19 protein-coding genes and 1 pseudogene are annotated in these 24,434 nt (G+C 58.5%); 8 read left to right on the top strand and 12 right to left on the bottom strand.

Going from position 1 to position 24,434, the window contains the following annotated elements:
- Positions 1 to 42 precede the first annotated feature (42 nt).
- The 6 genes from JQ507_35145 to JQ507_35120 all read left to right on the top strand — a co-directional run bounded on the left by JQ507_35145 (position 43) and on the right by JQ507_35120 (position 4,757).
- Complete coding sequence (locus tag JQ507_35145; protein ID QRI73743.1) at positions 43 to 444, top strand: hypothetical protein; 402 nt, start codon at positions 43 to 45, stop codon at positions 442 to 444.
- Between the two features lie 50 nt (positions 445 to 494).
- On the top strand, positions 495 to 2,702 hold the full coding sequence (cadA, locus tag JQ507_35140) for a cadmium-translocating P-type ATPase (protein ID QRI73742.1): 2,208 nt from the start codon (positions 495 to 497) through the stop codon (positions 2,700 to 2,702).
- A 137-nt stretch (positions 2,703 to 2,839) separates the two neighbouring features.
- Positions 2,840 to 3,349: an MgtC/SapB family protein gene (locus tag JQ507_35135; protein ID QRI73771.1), complete on the top strand. Its 510-nt coding sequence runs from the start codon at positions 2,840 to 2,842 to the stop codon at positions 3,347 to 3,349.
- A gap of 309 nt (positions 3,350 to 3,658) precedes the next feature.
- On the top strand, positions 3,659 to 3,973 hold the full coding sequence (locus JQ507_35130) for a hypothetical protein (GenBank protein QRI73741.1): 315 nt from the start codon (positions 3,659 to 3,661) through the stop codon (positions 3,971 to 3,973).
- 20 nt (positions 3,974 to 3,993) lie between these two features.
- The gene (locus JQ507_35125) at positions 3,994 to 4,254 is read left to right on the top strand and encodes a PilZ domain-containing protein (GenBank protein ID QRI73740.1); all 261 of its coding nucleotides are present in this window, start codon (positions 3,994 to 3,996) and stop codon (positions 4,252 to 4,254) included.
- 29 nt (positions 4,255 to 4,283) lie between these two features.
- Complete coding sequence (locus JQ507_35120) at positions 4,284 to 4,757, top strand: hypothetical protein (GenBank protein QRI73739.1); 474 nt, start codon at positions 4,284 to 4,286, stop codon at positions 4,755 to 4,757.
- 1,909 nt (positions 4,758 to 6,666) lie between these two features.
- On the opposite strand, the gene JQ507_35115 is transcribed toward JQ507_35120, so the two are convergent.
- The 4 genes and pseudogenes from JQ507_35115 to JQ507_35100 all read right to left on the bottom strand — a co-directional run bounded on the left by JQ507_35115 (position 6,667) and on the right by JQ507_35100 (position 14,405).
- Complete coding sequence (locus JQ507_35115; GenBank protein QRI73738.1) at positions 6,667 to 7,347, bottom strand: DUF429 domain-containing protein; 681 nt, start codon at positions 7,345 to 7,347, stop codon at positions 6,667 to 6,669.
- Entirely contained in the window at positions 7,347 to 13,559 is a 6,213-nt protein-coding gene (locus JQ507_35110) for a DUF3320 domain-containing protein (GenBank protein QRI73737.1), read from the bottom strand. The genes JQ507_35115 and JQ507_35110 overlap by 1 nt, the downstream gene beginning before the upstream one ends.
- Positions 13,560 to 13,613: 54 nt before the next feature.
- Positions 13,614 to 13,829 (bottom strand): hypothetical protein, encoded by a 216-nt coding sequence (locus tag JQ507_35105; protein ID QRI73736.1) that lies wholly within the window; start codon positions 13,827 to 13,829, stop codon positions 13,614 to 13,616.
- A 279-nt stretch (positions 13,830 to 14,108) separates the two neighbouring features.
- A pseudogene (locus tag JQ507_35100) lies at positions 14,109 to 14,405 on the bottom strand (hypothetical protein).
- An 85-nt stretch (positions 14,406 to 14,490) separates the two neighbouring features.
- Here JQ507_35100 and JQ507_35095 point away from each other — a divergent pair.
- Positions 14,491 to 14,796 (top strand): hypothetical protein, encoded by a 306-nt coding sequence (locus tag JQ507_35095; GenBank protein ID QRI73735.1) that lies wholly within the window; start codon positions 14,491 to 14,493, stop codon positions 14,794 to 14,796.
- 213 nt (positions 14,797 to 15,009) lie between these two features.
- On the opposite strand, the gene JQ507_35090 is transcribed toward JQ507_35095, so the two are convergent.
- The gene (locus JQ507_35090; GenBank protein QRI73734.1) at positions 15,010 to 15,258 is read right to left on the bottom strand and encodes a helix-turn-helix transcriptional regulator; all 249 of its coding nucleotides are present in this window, start codon (positions 15,256 to 15,258) and stop codon (positions 15,010 to 15,012) included.
- Positions 15,259 to 15,509: 251 nt separating this feature from the next.
- On the opposite strand from JQ507_35090, the gene JQ507_35085 reads away from it, so the two are divergent.
- Positions 15,510 to 15,884 (top strand): hypothetical protein, encoded by a 375-nt coding sequence (locus JQ507_35085; GenBank protein QRI73733.1) that lies wholly within the window; start codon positions 15,510 to 15,512, stop codon positions 15,882 to 15,884.
- 28 nt (positions 15,885 to 15,912) lie between these two features.
- On the opposite strand, the gene JQ507_35080 is transcribed toward JQ507_35085, so the two are convergent.
- The 7 genes from JQ507_35080 to repA all read right to left on the bottom strand — a co-directional run bounded on the left by JQ507_35080 (position 15,913) and on the right by repA (position 24,098).
- Positions 15,913 to 16,989: a relaxase/mobilization nuclease domain-containing protein gene (locus JQ507_35080; protein QRI73732.1), complete on the bottom strand. Its 1,077-nt coding sequence runs from the start codon at positions 16,987 to 16,989 to the stop codon at positions 15,913 to 15,915.
- Positions 16,986 to 17,504 carry a plasmid mobilization relaxosome protein MobC gene (gene mobC, locus JQ507_35075; protein QRI73731.1) on the bottom strand — a complete coding sequence of 173 codons (519 nt, stop codon included), beginning with the start codon at positions 17,502 to 17,504 and terminating at the stop codon, positions 16,986 to 16,988. The genes JQ507_35080 and mobC overlap by 4 nt, the downstream gene beginning before the upstream one ends.
- 421 nt (positions 17,505 to 17,925) lie before the next feature.
- Positions 17,926 to 18,912 (bottom strand): ParB/RepB/Spo0J family partition protein, encoded by a 987-nt coding sequence (locus JQ507_35070; GenBank protein ID QRI73730.1) that lies wholly within the window; start codon positions 18,910 to 18,912, stop codon positions 17,926 to 17,928.
- A complete protein-coding gene (locus JQ507_35065) occupies positions 18,890 to 19,666 on the bottom strand; it encodes a ParA family protein (protein QRI73770.1) in 777 nt (258 codons plus the stop codon). Before JQ507_35065 ends, JQ507_35070 begins: the two co-directional genes overlap by 23 nt.
- Before the next feature lie 718 nt (positions 19,667 to 20,384).
- Positions 20,385 to 21,617 carry a replication initiation protein RepC gene (locus tag JQ507_35060; GenBank protein QRI73729.1) on the bottom strand — a complete coding sequence of 411 codons (1,233 nt, stop codon included), beginning with the start codon at positions 21,615 to 21,617 and terminating at the stop codon, positions 20,385 to 20,387.
- A 262-nt stretch (positions 21,618 to 21,879) separates the two neighbouring features.
- Positions 21,880 to 22,911: a plasmid partitioning protein RepB gene (gene repB / locus JQ507_35055; GenBank protein QRI73728.1), complete on the bottom strand. Its 1,032-nt coding sequence runs from the start codon at positions 22,909 to 22,911 to the stop codon at positions 21,880 to 21,882.
- Positions 22,896 to 24,098, bottom strand: coding sequence for a plasmid partitioning protein RepA (gene repA / locus JQ507_35050; protein ID QRI73769.1), 1,203 nt, complete (start codon positions 24,096 to 24,098; stop codon positions 22,896 to 22,898). The genes repB and repA overlap by 16 nt, the downstream gene beginning before the upstream one ends.
- Positions 24,099 to 24,434: the final 336 nt, after the last annotated feature.

Here is a 24,434-nt window from a genome sequence, read left to right as displayed (position 1 = left end):
GCTATGTACGGTCGCCGCCGCATAGTTGCGGCTTACCTAAATATGAGCGCAGTCGGCCGGGGCGCCGGCCGTTTACTCTTTGTCGTGGCGCTGTCCTTGATCGCCGTCCTCGCAGCTGACGCGTGGCGCGGCCTTCGAGCGGAGGTGCCGAAAGCAAGAATTGTCGGCCTGGGCGCCACAACATGTCAACGGTTCAACGACGACGTCAAATCCAATCCCCTGCTTCGCCGAGACTATCTAGCGTGGGCGCAAGGTTTTATGAGCGGAATCATATTGAGCAGGCCGCCGGGTGTCGATGAGGGGTTGGATCTCAATCCAGTAACTTTCGACCTCATCAATCAACTTCACTTCCTGGAAGATCACTGCGCGCGGAATGTCTCGCTGGAATTTTCCGACGCTGTCGAAGCCCTGTACAAACGGCTGCGTCAGGAAGGCAAGACGTGATCGGGGAACTGCCCTGCAAATGCTCACCCGCACTACAAGAGGCCTGAGTCATGACCGACGCGCCACATACCGTCAAAGTTCGTCTCCGTGTCGAAGGCATGGACTGCGCCTCGTGTGCCATAAAGATTGAAACTGCCCTGCACCGGTTGGCTGGAGTCAGCGATGTGGTCGTCTCGGTGCCCGCTGGCACGGTGATCGTAACGCATGATCGAAGGGAACTGGAGGACAGGATCCGTGATCGGATTTCCGGCCTTGGTTACCAGGTAACTGGTAGCGAACAGATAGGCGTCAAAACGCCTCCATTTAAACAAGGATGTAATAATCAATCTAGCGATGGTGGGCAAACCCATTCGCACATCCACGACCACACTTCGAGTGGTCAGCTTTGGTGGCAAACCCGTAAAGGGATGCTTACCATCGCTTCCGGATTGACCTTGGCGATGGCCTACGTGCTTGGGAAGTTGATGCCAGCGACGGAGCGTTGGGCCTTTTTGCTGGCAATGCTGGTCGGTCTGATCCCGATCGCAAGGCGTGCGATCTCGGCGGCAAGGGCGGGCACGCCGTTCTCGATCGAGATGCTGATGACTATCGCTGCAGTCGGCGCAGTGATCATCGGAGCGACGGAAGAGGCGGCAACCGTCGTCTTCCTGTTTTTGATCGGTGAGCTACTGGAGGGCGTTGCCGCAAGTCGAGCCCGGGCCAGCATTCAAGATCTGACCAGGCTCGTTCCGAAAACGGCTCGCCTCGAAGAAAACGGTCAAGTCCGCGAAGTACCCGCGGACAGTCTTTCAGTTGGCGCTACCATCCAGATACGACCCGGGGACCGTATTCCGGCGGACGGGGTCATCTTATCCGGAGAGAGCACAATCGATGAAGCGCCGGTGACGGGCGAAAGCATGCCGGTTCGAAAGGGCCCTGACGAAACCTTGTTTGCCGGCACCGTCAACGGCGATGGTTTGTTGCGGGTGCGCGTGACCGCCGCTGCGGCGGACAATACCATCGCGCGCGTGGTGCGTCTCGTCGAGGAGGCGCAGGAGTCGAAGGCTCCCACGGAGCGTTTCATCGACCGGTTTTCCCGATTCTACACGCCGGGCGTGGTTGTGGTGGCTGCATTGGTTGCCGTTTTGCCACCCTTGGTGTTCGGCGGAGTCTGGTCTGCTTGGATCTACAAGGGTCTGGCCATCCTGCTGATCGGTTGTCCCTGCGCGCTCGTCATCTCGACGCCGGCCGCGATCGCCGCCAGCCTGTCCGCCGGCGCCCGCCGAGGATTGCTCATGAAAGGCGGGGCAGTTCTCGAGCAGATCGGCAAGGTCAATGTCGCGTGCTTCGACAAGACCGGCACGCTCACCGCCGGCAAGCCCCAGGTCACGGACATCATCGGCTTCGCGCGCAGCGAGGCTGATGTCCTGCGCTTCGCGGCGGCGCTTGAGTCGGGATCAAGTCACCCGCTCGCTACCGCGATTTTGTCCAAAGCAGCGGAGCAGCAGATTTCGATTCCCTCAACGTCCGGCTCCAACGTTATGGGGGGAGTTGGCATTCGTGCCACAGTCGAGGGGGTCGAGGTCTTCGTCGGATCGCCCAAGGCCGCCGGTGAAGGCGCCTTGATGACGGCCGAGCAGAGATCACGAATTGTCGATCTCAGTCATCAAGGAAAGTCAGTCGCACTGGTCATTGTTGAACATCAAGTTGCCGGAGCAATTGCGATGCGCGACGAGCCTCGTCCAGACGCCCTTGCCGGACTGAAGGCACTCACCGATATGGGTATTAAGACAGTCATGCTGACCGGGGACAATCGGCACTCGGCCTCGGCAATCGCCGAGCAACTCGGAATCGAGGTCCAGGCGGAGCTGCTGCCCGAGGAAAAGCAGCGGATCGTCAGCCAGTATCAAAGAGCCGGCTGGTCTGTCGCCAAAGTCGGCGACGGAATCAATGACGCACCGGCGCTGGCGGCCGCCGATGTCGGCATCGCCATGGGAGGGGGCACCGACGTCGCGTTGGAAACGGCCGATGCGGCGGTGCTGCACGGGCGGGTTTCCGATGTTGCCGTAATGGTCGACCTGTCGAAACGGACTATGACCAACATCCGGCAGAACATCGCGGTCGCGCTCGGGCTGAAGGCCGTCTTTCTCGTCACCACCATCGTCGGGCTAACCGGGTTATGGCCGGCCATCCTTGCCGACACGGGCGCGACTGTTCTGGTGACGATGAACGCTTTGCGCCTGCTCCGCTTACCCCAACCGAGCCGTCCAAGTCTTTAGGAAACCCGCAATTGAGTGCTTTCTCGTGGCTTCGCACCCTCAGTAATTCCATGTTTCAAACATTGAGCCGGTTATCCATGCCAGAAGGGACGCACCATGCGGCGGCCAAACTCGCAGTCGTCGCCCTTGTCTTCGGGGTGACAACGGGCGCCGCATTCGCAGCTACAGGCGAGTCCGGCGGGACTACAAGGTTCGATTTGGCGCTGCTTGTCCGGATCGGAGTTGCCGTCGCGCTGGCCTTTCCCATTGGATGGGAACGTGAGTTTCGCGGTTCGGAGGCCGGCGACCGCACCTTCATGCTCGTCAGTCTGGGTGCAGCCGCATTTACCGCCGTTGGGGTTGAGAACTTCCCGGCGACCGCCGAGAAGGTGATGGCGGGCGTCGTTACTGGCGTTGGATTTCTGGGTGGAGGTATGATCCTTAAGGACGGGGGCAATATCCGTGGCTTGACTACTGCAGCCGCCATTTGGGCAACGGCGGCAGTCGGCATGCTCGCTGGGGTCGGCGAACTTCTCATAGCCGGACTTGTGACCGGGATGGTGATCCTGATTCTTGAGTTCGAATTCCTACCCGTGATCGGCCGGCTCGACGCCCGGCGCTGGCGGCCAAAGAAAATCGAACGGGAAGGAAACGGACGTGAACTCTAATGGAAACAGTACGCACGCGCCAGAAACGAAGCGGTTGCAACCATTTTCTAACGCTTGTTTGCAACCACAAAGCCGAATGTCGACGAATTTTACGCTTTCGGAGGAACGATGACCAACACCAGCGTTCAGAACAATCTGCCGGAACTTACGGACGGAACGGACAAAGATCAATTGTCCAGGCCGAAGTGTGGCTTAGGCTGAATGGGCCTGCATCCTCAGCGTTAGCAGAACAGATTTTTTATCTAGAATTACCTTCCCTCTCACCTTGAACAACTCAATCTTAGCACATGATTTAATAGGAGACAGACAATGGGTTTCGATCAGTATCACGAACCGGCGGATGAACTTTCGCAGGAAACTCGGACCTTTGCGCGAATGATAACATCACTGATCGAGGAGGCTGAGGCCATTGGCTGGTACGAACAACGGATGTCGCTCGAAAAAGACAAGGAAGCCAAAGCCATTATGGCGAACGCGCAAAAGGAGGAGTTCAAGCATTTTGGCATGAACCTCGAATTCCTTCTTCGTCGCAACGAAGACTGGCGGACCGAACTCCAAGGCATCCTATTCACGAAGGGAGATATCGTGAAGCGCGCCGAGGCGGCTGAGAAAAAGGTCGATTGATCCCTCTTGAGGCGGTTTCGATGGTGGAGAAAAGGATTATCTCGCGGAAGAAGGTGTTGAAGGCCGGCACGATCGCGTTCGGGGGTGCCGCTATAAATTGCACCGTCCGAAATTTGTCGGCCACAGGCGCCATGCTGGACGTCGAGAGCCCGCTCGGGATTCCGAGACAATTTATGCTGGATATCGCGGCGGATCACTTTAGGCGTGAGTGTCAGGTAGCCTGGATTCAGGAAAGGCGGCTCGGGGTCATTTTCCTGGTCGGCGCCAATCCGGAAAGCTGATGTATTTCGGCGGATCGTAGGACGTAGTGATGTTGAAATTCGTCGTTGGGCTGATGTTTTGCCTCGCCGCGGCCGATGCTCAAGCCAGAGCCTCCGGCATCGCACAGGGCGGATGGTCCAACCTGTCGACCGAGCAAATGAGCCGTTTTCCGGCGGCTGTTCGTCTTGCGCTCAAAGACGCGCAGAATCTATGTGGCGGCGAAACGACGAGAGTCCGGACTGGATTTCTACGGTACTTACCGGGCTCTGAGGGGCAAGAATTCACGACGATCCACTTCGAACACTTTGATTGCTCCGGCAAAGATTTGCTCTGCTCGACGAGCGGGTGCCTTCATCGACTGTTCATTACGACAAGTGGACGCATGCGCGAGATATGGCGAGGCAATATCCGCGAGATTGATATGTCTAACGAAAATGGCATTCCGTCGATCGACTTTGACTGCGGCCGAGGTGGCTCATTTTGTCACTTTCGGAGAAAGTGGAATGGCACGCGGTTGCAATGAGTATGCGACGCCTTGCCCACCATTACGGGCTGGTGGATCCTGCTGGGGTTGGGCTCAACGACTCGGTTGCTGTGCTCATGCCTTCGGGAAATCTAGGCGAAGATCGCATGCTGGAACGACGCGAAGACTAGTGACGACGATGCGATCGACCACGCCACGTTACAAAGTGAAGCTAGGAAACCACGAGTTTGCGTTTGATCTGGACAATTTCGTCTACGGAAGCTGGAATGGATGAGTTTTCAGGCGGCGGACTGTCCGCGGCCTGGGCCGCGCGCCGCAAACCCCAAGAGTGGATTGCCGCTGGGAAAGGAACTTCGATGGTAATGCCCGTGAGATGGATATTGTGTGCCGCGCTTACCAGCTATGCGAAGAAGCAGGACAGCCCCAGGGCAGGGACCAAGAGTTTATCTTCATGCGGAGCGAGAGATGCAGGGAAGTTCTGAGAAGAACAAGTCGTCGGACGAGCAGGCGGATTAGCTAAAGCGGGTCTGGCCGTGCGAAAGAAATTCCATTTCAACAATACGCGTAGTTTTGTGGCCGACACGGGCGCTTTGCAATTGGCCGAGGCGGAATCACATTCGCGGCGCTGGCCTCAGCTAGATTTAGACGCCGGACAGCACAACCCAGGAAGGCCCCGGATCTCGCCGAGGCCGTTCCAGCGCTAACGACACGGCTCTATTTTTGAGAATGAGAGTGCGCTGTCGTCGTGTGTTTATGAGCTTGTTCGCTGTGCTCGTGAGCCGCATTTGCGTGATGGGTAGCGTCCGCGTGCTCGCCGCGCGCGTGATGATGCTCGGCCTGATGATGGTGATGGGCTGCCGCATGGTGATGGGCGGCGGCCGTGTGATGATGCTCTTGAGAGGGGTGCTTCGGTGATTGTGCCATTGCAGTTCCTGAGGAGGTGGTTGATGTGACTCCAACAACCACTGTCGCGGCTTTTAGTTCCTGCGGGACAGCCGGAGGTCGCACCAGCGGGTGCTGCATCGCATCAAAAGAATGACGATCTGGCGTCGCAGGACCTCGTCTTATAGTAGCGGTGTCGGCCAAAGAAACGCAGTGCGCCGAGGGGTTTGTCGCCAGCTGTTAGCAACGATTGCCTTATTCACACGATTGCACGAAACCTAAGATCGCAAATGAACACGATGACGATCAATGGCTATTTGGTGCTCTCCCTCCCGACTCGAATGTCGGTATCGGTGGTTGCGCCTCCCCGCTTTTTACCTTCCTCCGGCCCGAATGGCCTGGGGCCAAACTGGATTTCGCAGCCGGCGGCAGCTCCGCGATCCCCGAGATTCTGCGCCAGCGCTGGATTATTTTGATTATTTTGGTGAGTTTGTGGTGAGTTTTTGCTTTCACTCACTTTAGGACGCTTGCGCTAATATAAGGCATTGATTTTGTGGCGTACCCGACACGATTCGAACGTGTGACCCTTTGCCTTCGGAGGGCAACGAAGGACGTCACGACCAAAGGGACAACCCATCGAACGGCCAGATCTGCGATATCGAAGTTGCCGGCGGCCCAGTTCTCGCATCGCGCGCGCGAGCTTGAGGATCTGCCGCGTCGCCAAATGGGCAAGGGGCAAGGGGCAAGGGGCAAGGAACAAGGAACAAGGAAGAAGGAAGTAGGCGACGGGGATACAACAGCCTCGGGTGAAGACCTTGGCATACGTCCCCCCGGACCCAGACGTGCTCTGAGCCTCCCGGTGCCAGCCTTTTCGATCATTGGCTGCCGCGCGGTCCTTTTGACCGTTCCGCGCGCCACGATCTTAAGTGCGTCATCGGCAGCGGTCGTTGCAGCACCTTCGCCATATCCCAGGGCGCACACAGTTATATTATAGGAATATATTCCATAATGAAGGTTATGCGAATCCGTGATGAGTCGTAGAAGGAAACGGGCCACCATGCGACACTTAGCCTATCTTGAGGTCGAGCTCTTGCTCGATTCGCGAAGTGTGCGAGGCCGTGAGGGAGTCTCGAGCTGTGTGGTTACCCACCTTTTTCAGCGAAGCGCTCCACTCTGCAACGACTGAGCATCCCAGCCTTTCGGACTCAGCGGCCACGACCTCGACAACACGAATCCAATCTTCCTTGCGGAACGTCTTCCGCGCTGGATTGTAACGCGGTGCCCGCAGTCTGCCGCAGAAATCCTCGTGGAATGCAGGCAGCGCCAAGGCTGGAAAAACTTCCATGACGTAGAGGCCGACAGCCGCCGAACGCCCGCGTTCAGGATCTTCCGTTGCGCCCATATCCCTCAGAAAACTCCAGATGGGAGCTCCGTCGTCGAACATTCTCACCCTCGCCCGATTGGCAGGCTGCACACCACCTCCAAGCCAGGAAATAACCGATGCACCAACGCGTTCGGCCGGCCTCATACTCGACTGATTGGGCACTATGGTCGGCTGGTCGATCGCAACCAGTGTCAATTGACCAAGCCCGTGGATCTCACGAACGAAATCAAGCGCCTGGCCGAAACGAACTAGCTCCTTGAAATCGCCAAACCGCCTGCCGTCGTAGACGACTGAACAGATCGCGCCTGGCAATGTCGGATTGTCAGTCCATGCTGAATCAAATCCGACAAAAGTTGCTGCCATCAGGGTCTGGAGCTGCCATTTGCAGACTCCCTAGCGAAATCAAGCGCCAATTGGAAACGAACACGCGTCGCTTCTCGCAGCCGCCCCAGTTTGAAATGATCCGCCATCCTGTAAAGAATATCGTCATCTGCCAATCGCACCCGGATAAACGGTACTGCAAGGCTTGCAAGCTCGGCAATCGGAACGTCGACATGCGAACGGACGTCCGGTTGACTGGTCCGATAGGTTACGAGCCCCGACGAGCTTGAGCCATCGCCCCAAATCACTGTTCGACCGTCGTCTTGGCTCTTTCGATATTTTTTCCCAATCACTCTGCCGACGGCCTTTTGTATTCGATCTCCGGAACGTTGAAATCCGTGCGCCCGGGCGATCCGTTCGACGAGCAAATTTTCGTATATCGGGGATTCGTATTTCAGTACGTGCGCTACCATGCTGCTCAATACCGGTTCATAATCGCGGTCGTAGAACCGTGAGGCATCTGGCTTCAATCCCAGCACTGAGAAATTGGTTGCGACGTATTCGGCCCCATTTAGCTCCATGTTGGGACGAGTTTCTGGTTTCGCACCGAAACCAAGGGGCAAATGGGTCTGCTTCGCCTCCCACTTCTCTTGCTCTCCCGCAAGTGAGAAGTCGGCTTCAGCGGTGCCCGACGAATGATCGGCAAGCCTGCTCACAATCTCACAAATCCGATCAAGATACCGGCCTTTCTCGACCGGATTTGTCCCCTGACGAAGATAGCCAGGCACTTTTTCAAACCACTCGTCCGGATCCATGAACCGCTGCCGGACGAACGTCTCGATCATGGCCTCCCGGAGGATGGACCGGTGCGGCTCCCAGTCGACCATTTCATTGCCAACCACGTGGTCACGAAACTGGCGCAGCGCCTCGAAGCATTCGGCTTCCGTAAGCGATGATTTTTCCTGCAGTCCCGCATCCGCTTTCGGCTGCACTGACGGTTCCTCGCCCCGTACTTCCGGAGCAGGCGGCGCGTCTGGCGCGGGCGTCTCAACATCGGAAGCCTCCGACGCCGGCTGGGCCGTCTCCGTTGTACCGGCGGGCTGTGCCGCCTCTGTTACAATCGTGTACTCGGATCGATCGAGAGCCGGCTTACGGAGCAGTAGCTCCAGCTTCTCGAGAAGCCGGGTGGTCTGAAGCGACGGATTGTCGAACCAGTCGGTCGACCAAATTCGGACGATATCCCAGCCCTTATCATTCAGGACCTCCTCTCTCAGGCGATCCCGATCACGCGCGCTCTTGCTGCGATGGTAGGTCGCGCCATCGCACTCAACACCCGCAAGATAGCGCTCGGGGTGGTTCGGATGGCGGACGCCCAGGTCGATCTTGTACCCGGACACTCCAACCTGATAGTCGACAATATAGCCTCGTGCCCGCAGTCTATCAGCCACTTCTATCTCAAAGTCGCTGTCGGCATCCGTTCCAGGTCCCGAAAGGACGGAAACACGACCACGTGTTTCTGCGTATTCCAGATATCTACGCAACACGTGAACGCCTTCGGAGCTTTCCGGCGTCGGCACTACGTCGGTCGATCCAAACGAACAAAATAGACCGATACGCGTTCGCGCCCGCGAAAACAGAACGTTCAACCGGCGGTGACCCTGCTTGCGGTTGATCGGCCCGAAGCGCTGCTTGAGCACGGTGGTACCCACCTCGGGGCCATATGTCATCGAGATGAAAATGAAGTCGCGCTCGTCGCCCTGCACGTTCTCCAGATTCTTGACAAACAACTCCTCGCCCTTGCTCAACACCTTCTCGCGGTACTGGTCGACCAATACGTCATCCGCGATAAGGCGGTTCAACTCCTGCTGAATCAGGTCACGCTGCTGAATGTTGACCGCCACGATACCAAGCGACGGGATTTCATCCTCATCAAGGGCCGCATGGTGCCGCATGAAGGTTATGGCTTCTTCCGCTACCCGGCTCGCCTCCGTAGGATTGCACCTGGCCTGGAATGTCCCCTGTACCCGCACGAGGTCGATCGAAAACGAGGACGGCTTCGACGCCGGGAAGGTGATCAGTTCACGACGATAGAACTGCTCGTTGGAGAACCGGATCAGACTCTCGCAGCGGCTCCTGTAATGCCATCGGAGCGGGCGGCGTTGACCGAAAGTCTTCTGACAGCTTTCGAGAATGGATTCATCGTCGAGGTCCTCGAAGTCATCGTCATCGCCCGACCCTCCGTCTCCGGAGCGCGCGAAAAAGTCCGTCGGAGGCAACTGCTTCTGATCGCCGACCACCACTATCTGTTTCGATCGAAGCATGGCGCCGAGCGCGTCCTCGGGCCGCATTTGCGAAGCTTCGTCGATCACGAGGATGTCGAAGCTCAAGGACCCTGCCTTCATGAATTTCGCAAGCGACAGCGGTGACATCATGAAACACGGCTTAAGCGCCTGTATGGAATTCCCGGCCTGAGCCAGCAGCATCCGCAGGGGGACAAACCGTTTTTGCTTGGCGATTTCGTTCCCGAGAAGCGCCATCTCCGTCCATGTTTTCTTCTTGCCAAAGTTGAAGCCGGGCAGCGGCCTCTTCGTAAGCAGCTTTGCTTTGATCCTCAGCCGGTCGTCCTTGATCTTGGAGCGGTCCTTTTCAGCAAACTGCTTGCGACGGGTCTCGAGTGAGGAGCCGGTGTTGTCTTGAAGGGCCTCGGCCGACCTTTTGGCCAATTCCGCGCCTCGGCGCGCGAGCACCGCCTCAAGCAGTTGCGGGAGATGTAGCGGCTCAATCCGCTCTCGATCGGCACACTCGAGAAATTCTCCCAAGCCGAGCGATTCCAAGATCCGCCGCTGCCGGTACACGGCAAGCAACTCGCGCAATTCCTCTTTTCGCTGAAGAAGGGCTGCGACCTCCTCCGAAACGATTCCAGGCTCCAACCGAGCGTAGGCGACCGCCCCAAATTGCGAGTTCAACAGTTCGACCTGGCCGTCGTAGATGGAAAGCGGGCCTGCCGCCCGGTTTGCGAGGGATTTCAGTCGGGCGAACTCGTCCGCCGCCGTCGGCGAACTCAATCGCCGAAGCAGATTTCCGGGCATTCCGGCCGACTTAACGGCCCGAAGCCAATCAAGCGCAGCGAACGCCTTCGCTACTCCATCCCGGATCCCTGCAAAATGCTCAACCGCGACCTTGAGCGGAGAAGTGTCCAGGATCGCCCGAATTCTGCCGCGATCGAGCTCGAGCTTCGCGATTTCGGCCAGTTCCCTGAGCGGAATCTCGAACCCCGCCAAGGCGCCGACTTCCTCGACAGCCACGACCCGGCGCATCAACTGGATTTCGTTGTCCAGCATGTCAATCGTGAGATCGACGGATCGGTCATCAAGACGGGCTGCTCGCGCCGATATGATTTTGCGCAAATTGGTAGCCGGCGCTTCAAAGTTATGAAGGCGCCGCACGGACTCCTGCGGAACCTGAAGCAGGCGTAGCATCAAATCGCGCCCGACTTGCTCCGTCAGGTATCGCCGCACCCGGATGCCAAAATCGATCAGATCGAACTTAGTATCCAGGCCGAGCCAGCTAGTTGCAAGAAGACGCTCTGCGCTTTCGCCTGCTTCGAATGCGTCGATTGCGTCGACGTGAATGGCCAGCGCTGCCAAATCATCGGCGGGCTTTTCCGAATCGGCCAGACCCAAACGGGCGACGAGGTCGCGAACAGGCTTTGCGGATCCGCTTATCGCGGCCATCGCACGACCCAAATTGCCTTTTTTCAGAAGTTCGGACGCACTCCTCAACGTGCCCGGGGCGGGCCATGCTTCCCGCCCGTAAGCAGAAAGATACTGCCTCCATTCCCGCTCCTTCGCGATCAGGGAAACCCACCGCTCGCGAAGAGGCCCGAACGTGGCCTCGTCTACTGACTGATTTAAGTAGAGCGCGGAACGGTGCTCCTGAGATATCTTGGTCGATGCGATAACGGCTTTCGCAATCGCATCCAACGATGTCGCAGGGCACTTTCCATTGAGCTTGAATAGTTCGAGAACCGGAGAAAACTCCGCAATCGCATTCCTAAGCAGAAGGTCCTTCTCGACAGTCTCGTTGGCAATGCGGATCAGGCCCGCCGGCGTGGCCTCAAAATAGATTTCCTGCAGCGGCATCCGTCCGAGTTCAACCGCCGCCCGGAGCACGCCGGCGCTCTGCGCTCCGATAGACGGATAGGCCGCAAGCGCCCTTACGACATCGTCCAGTTTTCTTTGCGCATTGAGAGCTTCCGCAAGCTGATCCGGCTCTAGCTGCGAAACCACTCCTACCAGTTCGGGAACGGGCCCGTCATCAAGCGCCTCACCAGCCCGTACAGTTGTTCGCAGGTCGGCAATGGATCCGATTTCAAAGTCGGAGTTGTCCACGATGCAGGAAGAAAGCGGGCGCGCCGACCCGTCGATTTTGACGAGGCAAGCAAGCAGATCATCAATCTGCACGCTTTGGACATTGCCCAACCCGGCCTTGCTCCAGAGCGATTCTGCCGGATGCCCAAACGAACGCAAGAACGTTTCACTGTCGCCGGCAAATCGGCCAAGATCGGCTTCGACTTGCGAAAGATTGTCAGCGCTGTTCAGCAAATCGACCGGCAACTTTACAACGGAGAGAGCTTCAACGGCGACCGAGTTCAAGGTCGATCCCCGCAGTGCCTGCCAAATCAAGTCAAACGGGGTCCGACCGCTCGCCTGAACAGCATGCAAGGCATCAAGGTACCTGGCAATCTCGAGCTTGTTTTCATGCAGTGAACGACCAGGCGCCGCCGGCACCGCAATCGGCTGAACTTTTAACCGCTCCTCGATGCTTTCAAGTACCGCCTTGGGCGAAGCCTTGTCCGAATGAAGCTCCAGGCAAAACTCACCGATCCCGGCTTTTCCAAGCCTACGCTTCACGACCTCCAACGCAGCCTGCTTTTCCGCCACGAAGAGGATCGTCTTGTTCGCTGCCAGGCCATTCGCAATAATGTTCGCGATCGTCTGCGACTTGCCCGTCCCAGGCGGACCATGGATCACAAGATTATGGCCCTTCATCGCGTCGATGAGGGCGCTATGCTGGGACGCATCGGCGTCTTGGATCAAAAACGGTGCGAGCGCCTCGATTTGCGGGTCATCAATCGAGTAGTCCGTCAGATCGCCCGGAAGCAGAGCGCCATCTCCCGTGTCTCCGGTCGCGTCGGTCCCGCGCAAAATCGCCCCGACAAGCGGATGATCAACGGGATCCACAGCCCAATTGTCCGGGCTCAAATCCGCGTATACCGCAAATCTACCGAACGCAAAATGGCCGAGGACCATCCATCGATGTATCTGCCATCGTCCGAGCCCCGTGATGGCTTCCCTGACGCCGTCGAAATAGGCCTCGATCGAGCCGACACCGTCCTCGTCGCCGTTTTCAAACGTCGGCAGCTTGCGGTGAAAAGCGACATTGGTCTCGAGGAGCTTTTGGAGGCTGAGGTTTGATTCCGCCGATCCCTCGTTCGCCGACAACGAATAGGTGTTTTTCCCGTATTGCTTTTTTACGTCTACCGTCACCGGAAGAAGCAACAACGGTGCGAAGGCCTTTTTGTCGGATACGTCCGACTCGTACCATTCGAGAAAACCGAACGAGAGAAACAGGGTTGAAATTCCCATTTCCTGTTCCGCAAGCTTCGCATCGGCAACTATCTTCCCCATAATCCGATCAAGTTCGTCTGGAAACTTGAGCGTCTGAAGCGCCCCGTCACTGTGCGAGGCCTTTGTCTTCACGGGGCCGAGCTCGAAATTTGGATCGATGCCGGCCTGACGGGCGAGATCCGCCCGGTTTATTTCGGCCTTCTTTGGGCGTGAAGAGAATCCGAACTCGCTTCTGATGTGGTCGCGAAGCTCGCGTTCGAGTTTGGCCAACGCCAATTCATCGTCACGTCCGGCGCTTTCGAGCGCCTCTAACTTCGTCAGGTACTCCAGATTCGAGACCTTCGCATGCTCGAGAGCGCCTATAAACTCCTCAGTTTTTTCTTCCGGTGGTACGTCTTCCGGTTCATCCAGGGGCTCTATCCGAAGCGTTGCGTCATCGCCGGCCAACTTCTTGTAGATCTCGTCCATCACCTCGTCGACGATCTGCAGGTGCCTCTTGGACCTGTTACCGAGGTTATAGTTTAGCATCCGGTTCTTTTTGGAGAGATCAAGCAGCTTCAGGCGGAGGCGTCCGTAAACCTCCGTCAAGCGTTCCTGCTCGCCCAAATCGTCAGCGATGGTCACCGGATTACCCCTCGATGCATGGCTAACAAATCCAACCGCCTCCCCATTGCGAATTTAGACCGCGTTAAGCGCCGCCTTTTCGCGCTTTCTTTTATCCAACCAGTCTCGTACCGCCTCTTCCACGGCGTGAGACATCTTGATGTCATCTTCAACGGCCGCGACCTTAACCAGCTTTACGACGTCCTTGTTCATGATGATCAGCACCTGTCGTTTGCCCTCAGGCGCACGAGCGCGGGTCTTTGCGCGTCTTTTTTTGGGCTTGGATAGCATCATAAGTCCAAGGTTGAGAGCTGATCACGATGACACGGGGAACGCGAACTCGCAATAGTGCTACCGTCGTTATAGTACCTCGGCGCCGTCATGAACGTCGTCGGCGTCAATAGCAGTCGGGCTTCGAGCGGCGGCGCGATGTCGAACATCTTCACCTCGTTGCGGAGGTGAAATACCCAGCGGACCCGGTAGATGTCGCCCTTCTCGGCGGCATTCTCAGGCAGCTTCTCCTGATACTATTGGGCGGCGCTAATGGGAGGCCAGGCCGCTCCCATGCCTGAGCCGATCAGCAATAAGAACGCGACCAGATTGAATATTTAATTGCGCCGTGGTCGCGCGGTGTAACTCTGCCGTCTGACCGAGAGTCTGATTAATCGTAGCAAGCGCATTTGCTTGATCGCGCAGTGCCGCTTCCGCTCGCAGCGACGTTTCCATCGCATCACTAAGCTCGGTCCTTGCTGCCGCCAGCTCAGCGTCGAGCCTTTCGGCTTCGCTCCAAAGCGGACCAAAATTCTTGAGGGCGTCTTCTGCCGCTAAGTTGGCGGTTACCGCGTCCGCCAGTTGCGCTTCAGACGCTACGCCTATCCTGCCGGATGGCATCAACGCAGCGCTTTCGCCGGCCTACGATATCGTCCCCTTCTTCTATTACGGCGACGACTCCATGGCATTGCAATTCGGCAAGACCGTCGATCCCGCCGTCGTAAACCTGCGCCGCTTCGAGCGGCTGGCGGGCCTCGTGGGACTCGACAATGAACTGGTCGTCCGCGAGGTGAAGCAGACGGTGCGGGAAATCTTCGACGTCTGGCCGGGCCTCCTGCCCGAGCTTCCGACGCCTCCGGATTTCGCCAAGAAGCTGATCGAACGATGGGATCGACTGACGCTCGTGAAGGAGACCAGGCCAGCTATGGTGCAAGGTCACTCGATAGACGAGGACGACCAGTCCGCTGCTGCGAAAACGCCCCGCTGACGGGGCTTTGGCCCATGATGAAAGACGACCTGCCGCCGCTCAAGACCGTCCTGCTCATCATAGCTCATTCAAGGGGTGAAAGCGCGCCGCAACGGATCAAACCGCGATCCGTGGTTTGCACGTGCGCTCACGATTCAAACGGTTTGCATCCGCCGATACGCTTACGCGAGCCAGAATTCCTTCTGCTACCTGGTAACCAAGGGAGCCTTGCAATTACTGAGAACGAACCGACGCGCGAAGCTTTTTGATTGCATCGATCGGATCAAATCCGATGGCCTCTGCAAGATCCAGAAATTCAATGACATCAATGCGCCGCTGGCCACTTTCGACCGTGGCCACAAAAGATTGATAACGCCGCAATCGTTTTGCGAGCTGGGCTTGCGTCAAACCCGATTTCTTCCGTTGCTCAATAAGCAGCGCGATCAGGGCCTTTTGCCGAGGAGATCGGAGCGTTCGTGGCATTTTTTCTGCCCCAGAGAACAAGGGGCAGACAAATAATCGGATTTACAGATTATCTAAAAAGCAGATATTGTACGGGTTGGAAGTCCTCTCAGGTTCCGTCCCATAGGGATCGTTTCAGAAGAGGTTTTTTAGGCGGGATGACAAGCAGTTTTCTGTTCAAGAATTGATGTCTTCAATTGCTCGGCGTTAAACCTTCGTTTGTTTCAAAGTGGCATCTAGTGGCTCGAACATTCTATCGGGAGAGAAAGCCATTGAGCGACCAATCCGATCTTGAAAAGAAAACCATCGAGGCGCTGGGGCAATATCGCAAAGCCCTCGCCACGGTTGAAAGGCAGGAACAAACGGAAGCTACCGCGCAGCGAGCGCTCACGCGGATGCTCCCCGATCTTGAACGCGCAATCCTCGAAGACTGTTCACCATCGGTCAAAGACAATCTGGTTCAAACCGGCCTGGCAGCGGTCTCACTATCGAACGAAGCGTGGGACGCCCTGAACAAGGCCACCACGACATTGGAGGTAGCCCGCCAAGCCCTGGTCGCCCTGGAGCAGCAACTTGGGTATATTCCAGGCGTATCGACCGTTGCGGCAAATTCCAGATCCATCCGGCATAGCCCAAATAGTGGTTGACCGATTTCAGGCCCAGACACGCGGTTGGTTACTTGCTGCGTTCGTCGCCTCGCGTATCACCCCGCTGTTCGATATTGACGCCCTGCTCCGTGCCGCGACGCCGGCTATCGGCAAGCTCCGAAAGCTCCTTCTTCAACACATGCCGGCGGGTTTCGATCGCGGGCATGTCCTTGATGAATTGACGGATCTGTCGCGCGAGCGCGTCATCGCGCGCCGTCCCAGAGCGCTGCAGCTCAGCCGCGTAGTCGAGATATCGCTGCCGGATCGCGTCCTGACGTGACCGGATTCGGGCGTCCCAAGGTCGTTCGGTCGTCTTGCCGCCCCTCACCTCGCGGAGAACCTCCTCCCGCGCTAGCCGATCGACCTCGGGCGCAATCTTTCGCTTGCGCAAGGCCAGCACCGCCCCGCGGTCGGCTTTTCGAATTCGTCCCCGGGTTCGTCGCGGTGTTGCCTCCGCCGCGATCCCACGAAGCCGAAGCTCTCCGGCAAACTGCTCGCGCCAGGCCTGAAGGTCTGCCTTACGTGGGTTTAGACGCCGGCCGTCATGGCCCAAAGACTGAACGGTCAGATGGACGTGGGGGTGTTTGTCGTCGAGGTGCTGGACGAAGACGTAGTCGTGATTGTACCCGAAGGTTTCGATCGCAAACGCCCGCGCCGAATCCTTGACCGCAACCGCGTCAGTTCCCGCCGGCATAGACAGGATGATGTTGATCGAAAGCGATCCGTCGCGGCGGCGCTTGTCATCGAGACCAGCATCGTCCTCCCAGCGTTGCTGCAGGTCCTTCAATCCGACTCTCCCCGTCATCGCCGCGCCCTGCTCTGTTTCGGCGTCAAGTTCGCCGTTCCGGGTAATGTAGGCGAGGTGCGATTTGAGATGCGCCACGCCCTTGGTGCGGCCGGTGATCTTGACCATCACCTCCGGCACTCGGCTCACGATGCGTTCGAGCTTTGCACGCATCGCCGGCGTGAGACGCCGGGGAACGGCAGGATCGGGCGTGTCCCATTCCGCGCGCCGGGGACGCCGATTGGGTGTTTCCCAGACATATGAGATCGGCGGCAATTCGACGAGCGGGTCAGCCTGCTGCGGCGAGCGACGCCGGGTCATCGCCGCGTCTCCCAATAATCGGCGTTGCCAGCGAGTGCGCCAAGCAATTGCGCGAGTGCCAAGTCGATCGCGGTTCTGGCATCGCGGATTGCGGAGAGATCAGGCTCAACCACCCTGCCCTGCAGCACGCTGGTATTCGCGGCGCGCGCGATCTGGTTGATGTTACCGCCGATCCGGTTGAGCTCGCGGACGATGGCGCGAAGCGCGGCAAGTTCTTCGAGAGAATGCTGCACCGGCGATCCCAATCGCGAGCGTACGAGGGCTACAATCCAGCCGGTTCGCGTCATACCGCGCTGGCGTGCGGTGTCCGCGAGCTGCCGCATCTCGCTTTCCCGAAATCGTACGGTGATTTTCTCCGGCCTGCCCACCGGTAACGGCGCAATCCGCGCCGGCGATGCATTCAGCACATCAGCGATGAGGCGACGCAACAAGGCGGACTTGCCGCCTTCGGAAGCCGCAACCGCCGACAAGCGCGCGGCTACCTCGTCGGGAATTCGAAGCGAGATCAGAGCCATCCACTCCAATCCCAATCGCGATGTAATACATCGCTGGCGCGAAGCCTATCCTGCACTAGAAAAAGAAAAAACGTACCCCTCGGTGTTGGTTTAAACCAATACGCTTTGTGTTCAGGGCTCGCCACGGCGAAGCGATGATCGACTAGCCCTGCCCTCTCTGCCAAATTCTGCCCGCGGCGCCCCTTTGACGAGGTAACCATCGCGAGCACGGATCCGTCGGCAGCAAAGGAAACGAAGGCACTAACTATCGTCGGTGATGTAGACCGCGACTTTCCAGCAGCCTGCGGCCTCACTACAGCGCTATGGGGAGCGCGTTCGGCCTTCGGCTGCTGCGCTAACGCGCCATCCTTCGGATGGGAAAGTCGCTCCGTCGCCGCACGCCGGTAGTCTGTCTCTGCGGCTGCGAAGGTGTCGAACGAGTTCATCTCGACAGGATCTCCTCGATCGTGAGCGCCGACGCTGGAACTTCTTCTGCGTGCTCCGCACCATCTACCAACACCACAGCGTGACGGGAGCCTTGCGTCGCGAGCCGATCAACAACAAGCTGTCCGATCCGGTTCTGATACCGAACCCTGATTGCCAGTGATGCTGCCGACTTCGATTGTGAAACGAGGCGAGTTTTTGGCAGTTGATTATCGGGTGCTGCCTCTCGGCCTTTGGCACCGATGCCTGGCAGAATTGCTTCCGGCAGGAGATCGCATCTTTCGGATCGAGGCGGTCCAGCAGGCGATTGGTCCTGGGCAGTGGCGCGATCGGCCGCGGCGCGTACGTCTCGGGCCAGTTGCCGAGCTTGCGCGTCGGTGAAGCTGTCCTGCGTCACACATCGCCGTTCGATCTCGTCCGGATGCGTGCGCCAGGCCTGGTAGAGTTCATAAAGAGCGCGGATCGAACTTCCCTCAAGTCTCGCTCGGAGGAATCCTGGCATGCCTTGAACCGACGCGTAGCGCGACACCCAGTCTCTTGGCTTGCCTAGCTTGCGCGATATATCCGCCTGGGTATCGCCGGCGCCCAACCGATCTGCGATGAACGCCGCGATCTCAGGCGCGCGCAAATCATCGCGCTGGATGTTCTCGATCATCTGCGCGTATCGATCCGGCAAACCTACTTCTTGAACGAATGCGGGCATTTCACGCAGCCCCGCGCGCTGCGCAGCACGGTACCGGCGCGCACCCATGACGATTACGTATCGTCCAACCTCATTGGAACGGCGAAGCATGATGGGTTGCAGCACGCCATGTTCGCCAATCGATTGTGAAAGCTCCTCCAGTTCCTGTTCGCTGAAGTTGCGGCGTGGCTGATCGGGGTCTTCGTCAATGCAGTCGACCGCGACTAAGAGCGGTCGCCCACTTGCTGCGTTAGGGTTTGCAGCAGCGTCGACGAGTTCCTTAAAGCTGAGATCGAGCGTCACTCGTCGTCTCCTGATCAAGCCGATCTGCGATCTTGGCGAGAACCGCGCGGATTTCTCGACCCGCTTCTTGCGCCGATCGGCGTTTCAAGCTCCAGACCGGCACGCGCTCAGCCACGGCTTCGGCATAGCCGTCCCTTGCAACAATCTGGCCTGGGAACACGTACTTGCCCGCTTCGCGCAATAACTGCTCCAAATGCGTTCGCTGGCGAGGCGACTTGGTATTGAAGTTCGAAGGCAGCAGGCCGAGAAATGTTGTGTCCTGGCGACCGTATCGTCGTTGAACACCGATCACGGTCTGCATCAGGCCTTTGACGCCTTTTACGGAATAATCTTCCAGGTAAATTGGCGCCAGCACATGAGAGGCGGCGACCAGGCAGGCGACGCTGCGAAGGCCAAGCGACGGCGGAGTGTCGATCACGCAGATATCGAACCGTTCGGCGGCATCGGCGAGATTCTGCTGCAGCGTCATGACGGCAGCAGCATTGCCGCGATCGATATCCGTCAGGGAGCTGTCGGCCGGCGCCAGCGTAATGCCGTTGTTTTCGCCAGCGACAAGCCGAGTCGCGGGCTTGAAGAGATCGGCCGCCGAGGTCGACCCTGTATGCTGCTTGAGCGTATCTGTCGCGTTGCCCTGCGCATCAACATCGATCATCAGAACCCGGCGGCCAGCTTCCGCCATGAACCAGGCCAGATGCACTGCAAGCGTCGTCTTGCCGACGCCGCCCTTTTGATTGTTGATGACGATCGTGTTCATCGGATGAAGCTTGATGAAACTATCTGCGCCCGTTTCATCGATTTTCCTCCTCCAGCGCGCCGCGCCTACCGGCACGAACTTGATGACCGGCCTCCTCATCCCGGGTGTTGGTTTGAACCAACACCCGCAATGGACCAGCGCGTGCCCCACACTCCCGAAAACCGGGCATAAAATCTCCTGCCAGAAGAGTCAGGTAGGCCGAGCCAAAAGAAAGAAGGCGCCAAGTCGAAACCAGTTCACATCACTTGACAGGCGACAGTGGTGTTGACGGAAGACAACCGAAACCGGAAGCGCAGCGCGCCCCCTGCCCTGTTGGTTTGAACCAACATGTTCTGGGGCTTGCGCCAGGCTGCGATGTCCGTAACGGCCGGAGCGACTAAACCGAGCCGAAGCCGCGAACGCGGGCAGAGCGCGAGCGCCGCGAGGCACCCGGCCGAAAGAATTTTGGCAGAGAAGGGCGAGCGCAAGGAATCCCAGCGGAGGCCCCGCTTGCGGGTGGATCCGGCAAGCGAAAAATCTTCTCCAGCGGTCGACCGAGCCGTCGGCGGCCATAGGTATCCAGCCATGCGACCGGAAGCGACAGCTCGAGCCGAGGAAGACCTGTGATCATCGCTTTCACCCGGCTCGCGTGAGTCGGCAACATCGCCTGGAATGCGCCAAACAACCTCGCTTCGCCCGCTCAAGCCGGAACCTGCCACAGCCCCCATCATCACATCGCTCAAGCCCGCCGCTTTTCGTGAAGCCGAGAATTGATCTGCGACATCAGGATCGGCCCAAGAGAAAATTCCCCGACCTCCGCTTTCCGGGTCAGCCCGCGCAAGTAGCCGCCAGCTGATCTGATCGCGGTGCCACGCTGCAGGATGCATGCGACGACGACCGCCGCTTGCGTTTCGCCCAGGACAGTTTGCGCCTCCTCCCAGGCGCTCGGACTGATCCCCAGCATTGATCTCACAACGGCCGCGGTGGCCAGGAAATCACGCCAGTTCGAAATCCCGCCCTTCGCATAATCGACGATGTCCGGGCATGCACTCAGGACCATTCCCAACGGATACGAACCTTCCGCGACTCGCGATGGTTGAAGTTTTAGCTCAGCTCCCCCCGCCCTGCCTTTCTGGAGGCTAGGTTCAAGATCAATAGGGGCATCTGTATTTGAATTCTGTATGTGGCGCTCAGATTGGGACTCATTGGCGCTCGGATTCTTGGATTTAATATGCGTTTCCAGAATATTGAGTACGTCGTCGGCAAGTTGCGACAGCTCGTCAGCGATCGGCTCGAGCTGCTCCCGCGTGGCCGTCCTCGGAATCTGGGCTAGCATTGCCCTGAAGGCGGTGTGGACTTCCTGCCAGTCGATCGGCCCCTGCCCTCCCCTGCGCGTCGGGACGCCTTCCTCGATGCCGGTGGCAATCATCTTGGCGATATCGCGCCGGCAAAGCGTGATGCGTTCACGCACGAGCTTGAGCGCGCGCGCCTCTGCTTCGATGTCGGCCGCCAGGTGCTCGAACTCTTCTGAACGCACGACGAGCGGCGACAGATCGAAGCCAAAGGCAAGCTCGATGTCGCCGGCGCGGCCTTTCCGCGCGTAGCGCTTGCCGTTTGGACTATCGCGCCGAATAATCAACCCGGCGTCGACCAGGACGGCGAGGTGCCGGCGTAATGTCGAAGCGGGCATGCCGTGCGCGCGCAACGTTAGCTTGTCGTTGGACGGAAAGACGATCAGGTCGTCCTCCCCAGTCAGGGCCGTCTCCGGATGGAAGGTCAAAAGCGCGTTCAACACGGATAGCGAGCGCTCGGACACCCCCAGGCGCGGCCGCGCCGTACAGATGGCGTGGAAAATATTCCATTTATGCACGACCTTTTCGGGCGGTCGCGCCGAGGCCCCGATTTGGCTTGCCACATGGGCAAGCGTCAGCGATCGCCGCCCAAAGGGCGTCGTTGGGGAGTGTGACTGCATGTCTTTGCCTCATGCGGGCAAAGAAAATCTGCTCGCCAAAACGGCGCCGTCGCTAAAGACACTTGACTGCGATTCGCGAAAGTGATTCTCTGTCAGTCGCCAAACATGACGAGAGAAGGCTTTCGGACGGAGACGTTTCGGGGGCCTTTTCTTTTTCCGCTATGCTCCTACGGTTAGAGGACGGAAACGCGGGTACGCATCGCGCCGCCTGACCATGAGAGGTCTGGACGGCGCCATATCCAAAGCGGCGAGACGCGCGATGTCATTCATCGGTACGTCCCTCGCGAAAAGCGCGGTAGAGTTCTGGCAGCCGCGAAATCACAAAGTCTCCAAACGCCGGCGCGGCCTTTTCATCGAGCGCGAGCGTGACGCGATCTGCGCGACGTTCAATCTTCACAATTTTCTTGCCGTCGTCATCGGTCCAAGTCGTCGGCCGTGGAGCTTTGGGCTTGCGAGGCGCGAGCGCGACGAATGCGATCGCGAACCGTTCATCGGAAGTAGCACGCACGAAGCGATCACTAGCCACACTGTCAGCCAATGCCTTTTGGTCGTGGCGACCCACCATCCGCTCTGCCAGCTCCATCCAGCGCCGGCGGCCGGTCTTCGGCGCTGGCCCGATCGCATCGACCAAGCTCCGTGGCAGGGCCCGCGCGACGGTGATGAGGCGCGAGAGTTCTGTCTTGTCGACGCTGAGCGCCGCCATGATGATCTCACGCTTGAATCCACGATCCTCGAGTGCGGCAGCGTAAGTTGCCCGCTCAATGAAGGACAGATCCTCACGCTCGCCATTCTCTTTGCCTTGTGCCACCACCAGGTCTTCGTCGCTGAGGTCACGGACTACCGCCCGCGCGGGATGGCCAAGCTCGGCAAGCGCACGGACGCGACGATGGCCATAGGCGATCTGAAACCGTCCTGGACCGGTCGGATGCGGCCGGAGAAGGACTGGAACCAATTGTCCATTGGCGCGGATGGATTCGACGAGAGCGGGGTGCTTCTCGTCGACGCCCGTCAAGCGATCCGGAACGATCGAGGCGTCAATCAATCCTGTATCGATTTCAACGACGGCTTGACCGGTGGTGAGTTGTTCGGTCAGGGCCTTGGCGGCATCGCGCTCCGCGGACAGCATCTCGAGCGAGCGGCTCATGGCGCCGACTGCACCGCGCGATCCCAGTGTTGGTTGGGAAGGTCTCCGATTGTCGCTGGACTCACCTGACGGCTGTTCGTTGACCGCGGTCAACTTGTCGTCCAAGAGGTCAGCAAGCAGGTTTTTGCGACCCATTAGGTCCTCCCCCATGCGGCTTGGATGAGGCTTTGAATTTCGCCATTGACGCTGTCCAGCGATTCCATTGCGCGGTCGTAGGTAGCGCGTGTGAACTGATCGCGGCTGACCTCATAGAGTGTTTGCTTCGTGATGCCGGCGTCGGAGATCGCCGTGCTCTTGAGCATCATATTGGTGACCATGCGATCGCCGAACAGCGAGCGCATGAAGCCGACCATTTGGGCCTGCGGTCCATCACCGGGCTCGTAGCGCGTGACCAGATATCGCATCCAATCGTAATTCATGTTGCCGCCTGCCTTGGCGACGACGGCGAGGAGGTCGGATGTCATGATGAGGAATTGGCACATCGACATGACGTCGAGCATTTGCGGATGCACCGGGATCAGGATCGCGGTTGCCGCGCAGAGAGCGGAGAGCGTGAGAAATCCAAGTTGGGGCGGACAGTCGATCACGACGACGTCGTAACGGTCCTGGACAGTGGCGAGGGCACGGGCAACGCGGGCGAAGAACAGCGGATCACCCGACTGGCGCATAGCTAACGCTTTCGGGGTCTCGTGTTCGAATTCCATCAGTTCGATATTGCCGGGGACGATGTCGAGCCCCGAAAAGTAAGTCTGTCGAATGATCTCGTCCAGCTCACGACGCTCGCTGTCATAGCGGATGGCGCCGTAGAGGGTTCCGTTTTCCTCGACGTCAAACTCTGGCTGATAGCCGTGCAGCGCCGAGAGCGAGGCCTGTGGATCGAGATCGACCGCAAGCACCCGATAGCCCTGCAGCGTGAGATGTTGAGCGAGATGCGCGGCGGTGGTGGTCTTGCCTGATCCACCCTTGAAATTAACGACGCCGATGACTTGCAACTGTTCGCCCGCGACGCGATGCGGTCGGTATCGTCGCACGCCCTTGCCGGATTCGTCGAGATAAGCCCGAAGGCTCTGAATGTCTTCGAATGTGTACGACCGTCGACCCGATGGACTGGTATCAGGTTGGGGGCCCCTTCCCTCCAGCGACAATTGGCGGAGATAGCCGTCATTGATGCCGACGAGTTTAGCGACTTCGCCGGATGTGAACCGGCGTAGGTTCTTACGGGCTTTTGGCGGGAACAGCTTCATGCGATGGGCATGAAGCTTCGCGGAGAGTTCGCGCGCATCGGCCGCGATCGTTTCGTGGATCGTTGGGGGCGCGGCCGAAGGGATTGGCGCCATCGCGTGTTGGTCGTTTAGGGCCACGGCTTTCTCGCGTAGTTACGAATTTCGGATGCAGGGCGTGCGCAAAGCGTGGCTAGTACGCCCGATTCTGGGCGATCGCGCAACAATTAAAGGGTTAACGAGTCCTTAACGGTCCACTGGGCCCTCTCGGAAAAGTTGACCGCGGTCAACTCCACGGAGATCCCACCGAGCGCCACCACCTGCTTGTTCATCCGCTGACATAGATTCCAGCCCACGCGCGAAGGCTGATCACCCCCACCAGGAGAAAGTTGACCGCGGTCAACTCTCCTCGAATGGCCCGAATCGCGTCCCTAATCGACGTCCAGTCTACCC

The sequence above is a fragment of the Bradyrhizobium sp. PSBB068 genome (assembly GCA_016839165.1).
Classification (GTDB): Bacteria; Pseudomonadota; Alphaproteobacteria; order Rhizobiales; family Xanthobacteraceae; genus Bradyrhizobium.
Note: the sequence above shows the minus strand (reverse complement) of the source record. Positions and strands in the feature narration are given on the sequence as shown.

Coding starts and splice junctions, on each gene's coding strand:
- JQ507_35145 (QRI73743.1), top strand. CDS start 43: ATGAGCGCAGTCGGCCGGGGCGCCGGCCGTTTACTCTTTGTCGTGGCG.
- cadA (QRI73742.1), top strand. CDS start 495: ATGACCGACGCGCCACATACCGTCAAAGTTCGTCTCCGTGTCGAAGGC.
- JQ507_35130 (QRI73741.1), top strand. CDS start 3,659: ATGGGTTTCGATCAGTATCACGAACCGGCGGATGAACTTTCGCAGGAA.
- JQ507_35125 (QRI73740.1), top strand. CDS start 3,994: ATGGTGGAGAAAAGGATTATCTCGCGGAAGAAGGTGTTGAAGGCCGGC.
- JQ507_35120 (QRI73739.1), top strand. CDS start 4,284: ATGTTGAAATTCGTCGTTGGGCTGATGTTTTGCCTCGCCGCGGCCGAT.
- JQ507_35115 (QRI73738.1), bottom strand. CDS start 7,347: ATGGCAGCAACTTTTGTCGGATTTGATTCAGCATGGACTGACAATCCG.
- JQ507_35105 (QRI73736.1), bottom strand. CDS start 13,829: ATGCTATCCAAGCCCAAAAAAAGACGCGCAAAGACCCGCGCTCGTGCG.
- JQ507_35095 (QRI73735.1), top strand. CDS start 14,491: ATGGCATTGCAATTCGGCAAGACCGTCGATCCCGCCGTCGTAAACCTG.
- JQ507_35090 (QRI73734.1), bottom strand. CDS start 15,258: ATGCCACGAACGCTCCGATCTCCTCGGCAAAAGGCCCTGATCGCGCTG.
- JQ507_35080 (QRI73732.1), bottom strand. CDS start 16,989: ATGACCCGGCGTCGCTCGCCGCAGCAGGCTGACCCGCTCGTCGAATTG.
- mobC (QRI73731.1), bottom strand. CDS start 17,504: ATGGCTCTGATCTCGCTTCGAATTCCCGACGAGGTAGCCGCGCGCTTG.
- JQ507_35065 (QRI73770.1), bottom strand. CDS start 19,666: ATGAACACGATCGTCATCAACAATCAAAAGGGCGGCGTCGGCAAGACG.
- JQ507_35060 (QRI73729.1), bottom strand. CDS start 21,617: ATGCAGTCACACTCCCCAACGACGCCCTTTGGGCGGCGATCGCTGACG.
- repB (QRI73728.1), bottom strand. CDS start 22,911: ATGGGGGAGGACCTAATGGGTCGCAAAAACCTGCTTGCTGACCTCTTG.
- repA (QRI73769.1), bottom strand. CDS start 24,098: ATGGCGCCAATCCCTTCGGCCGCGCCCCCAACGATCCACGAAACGATC.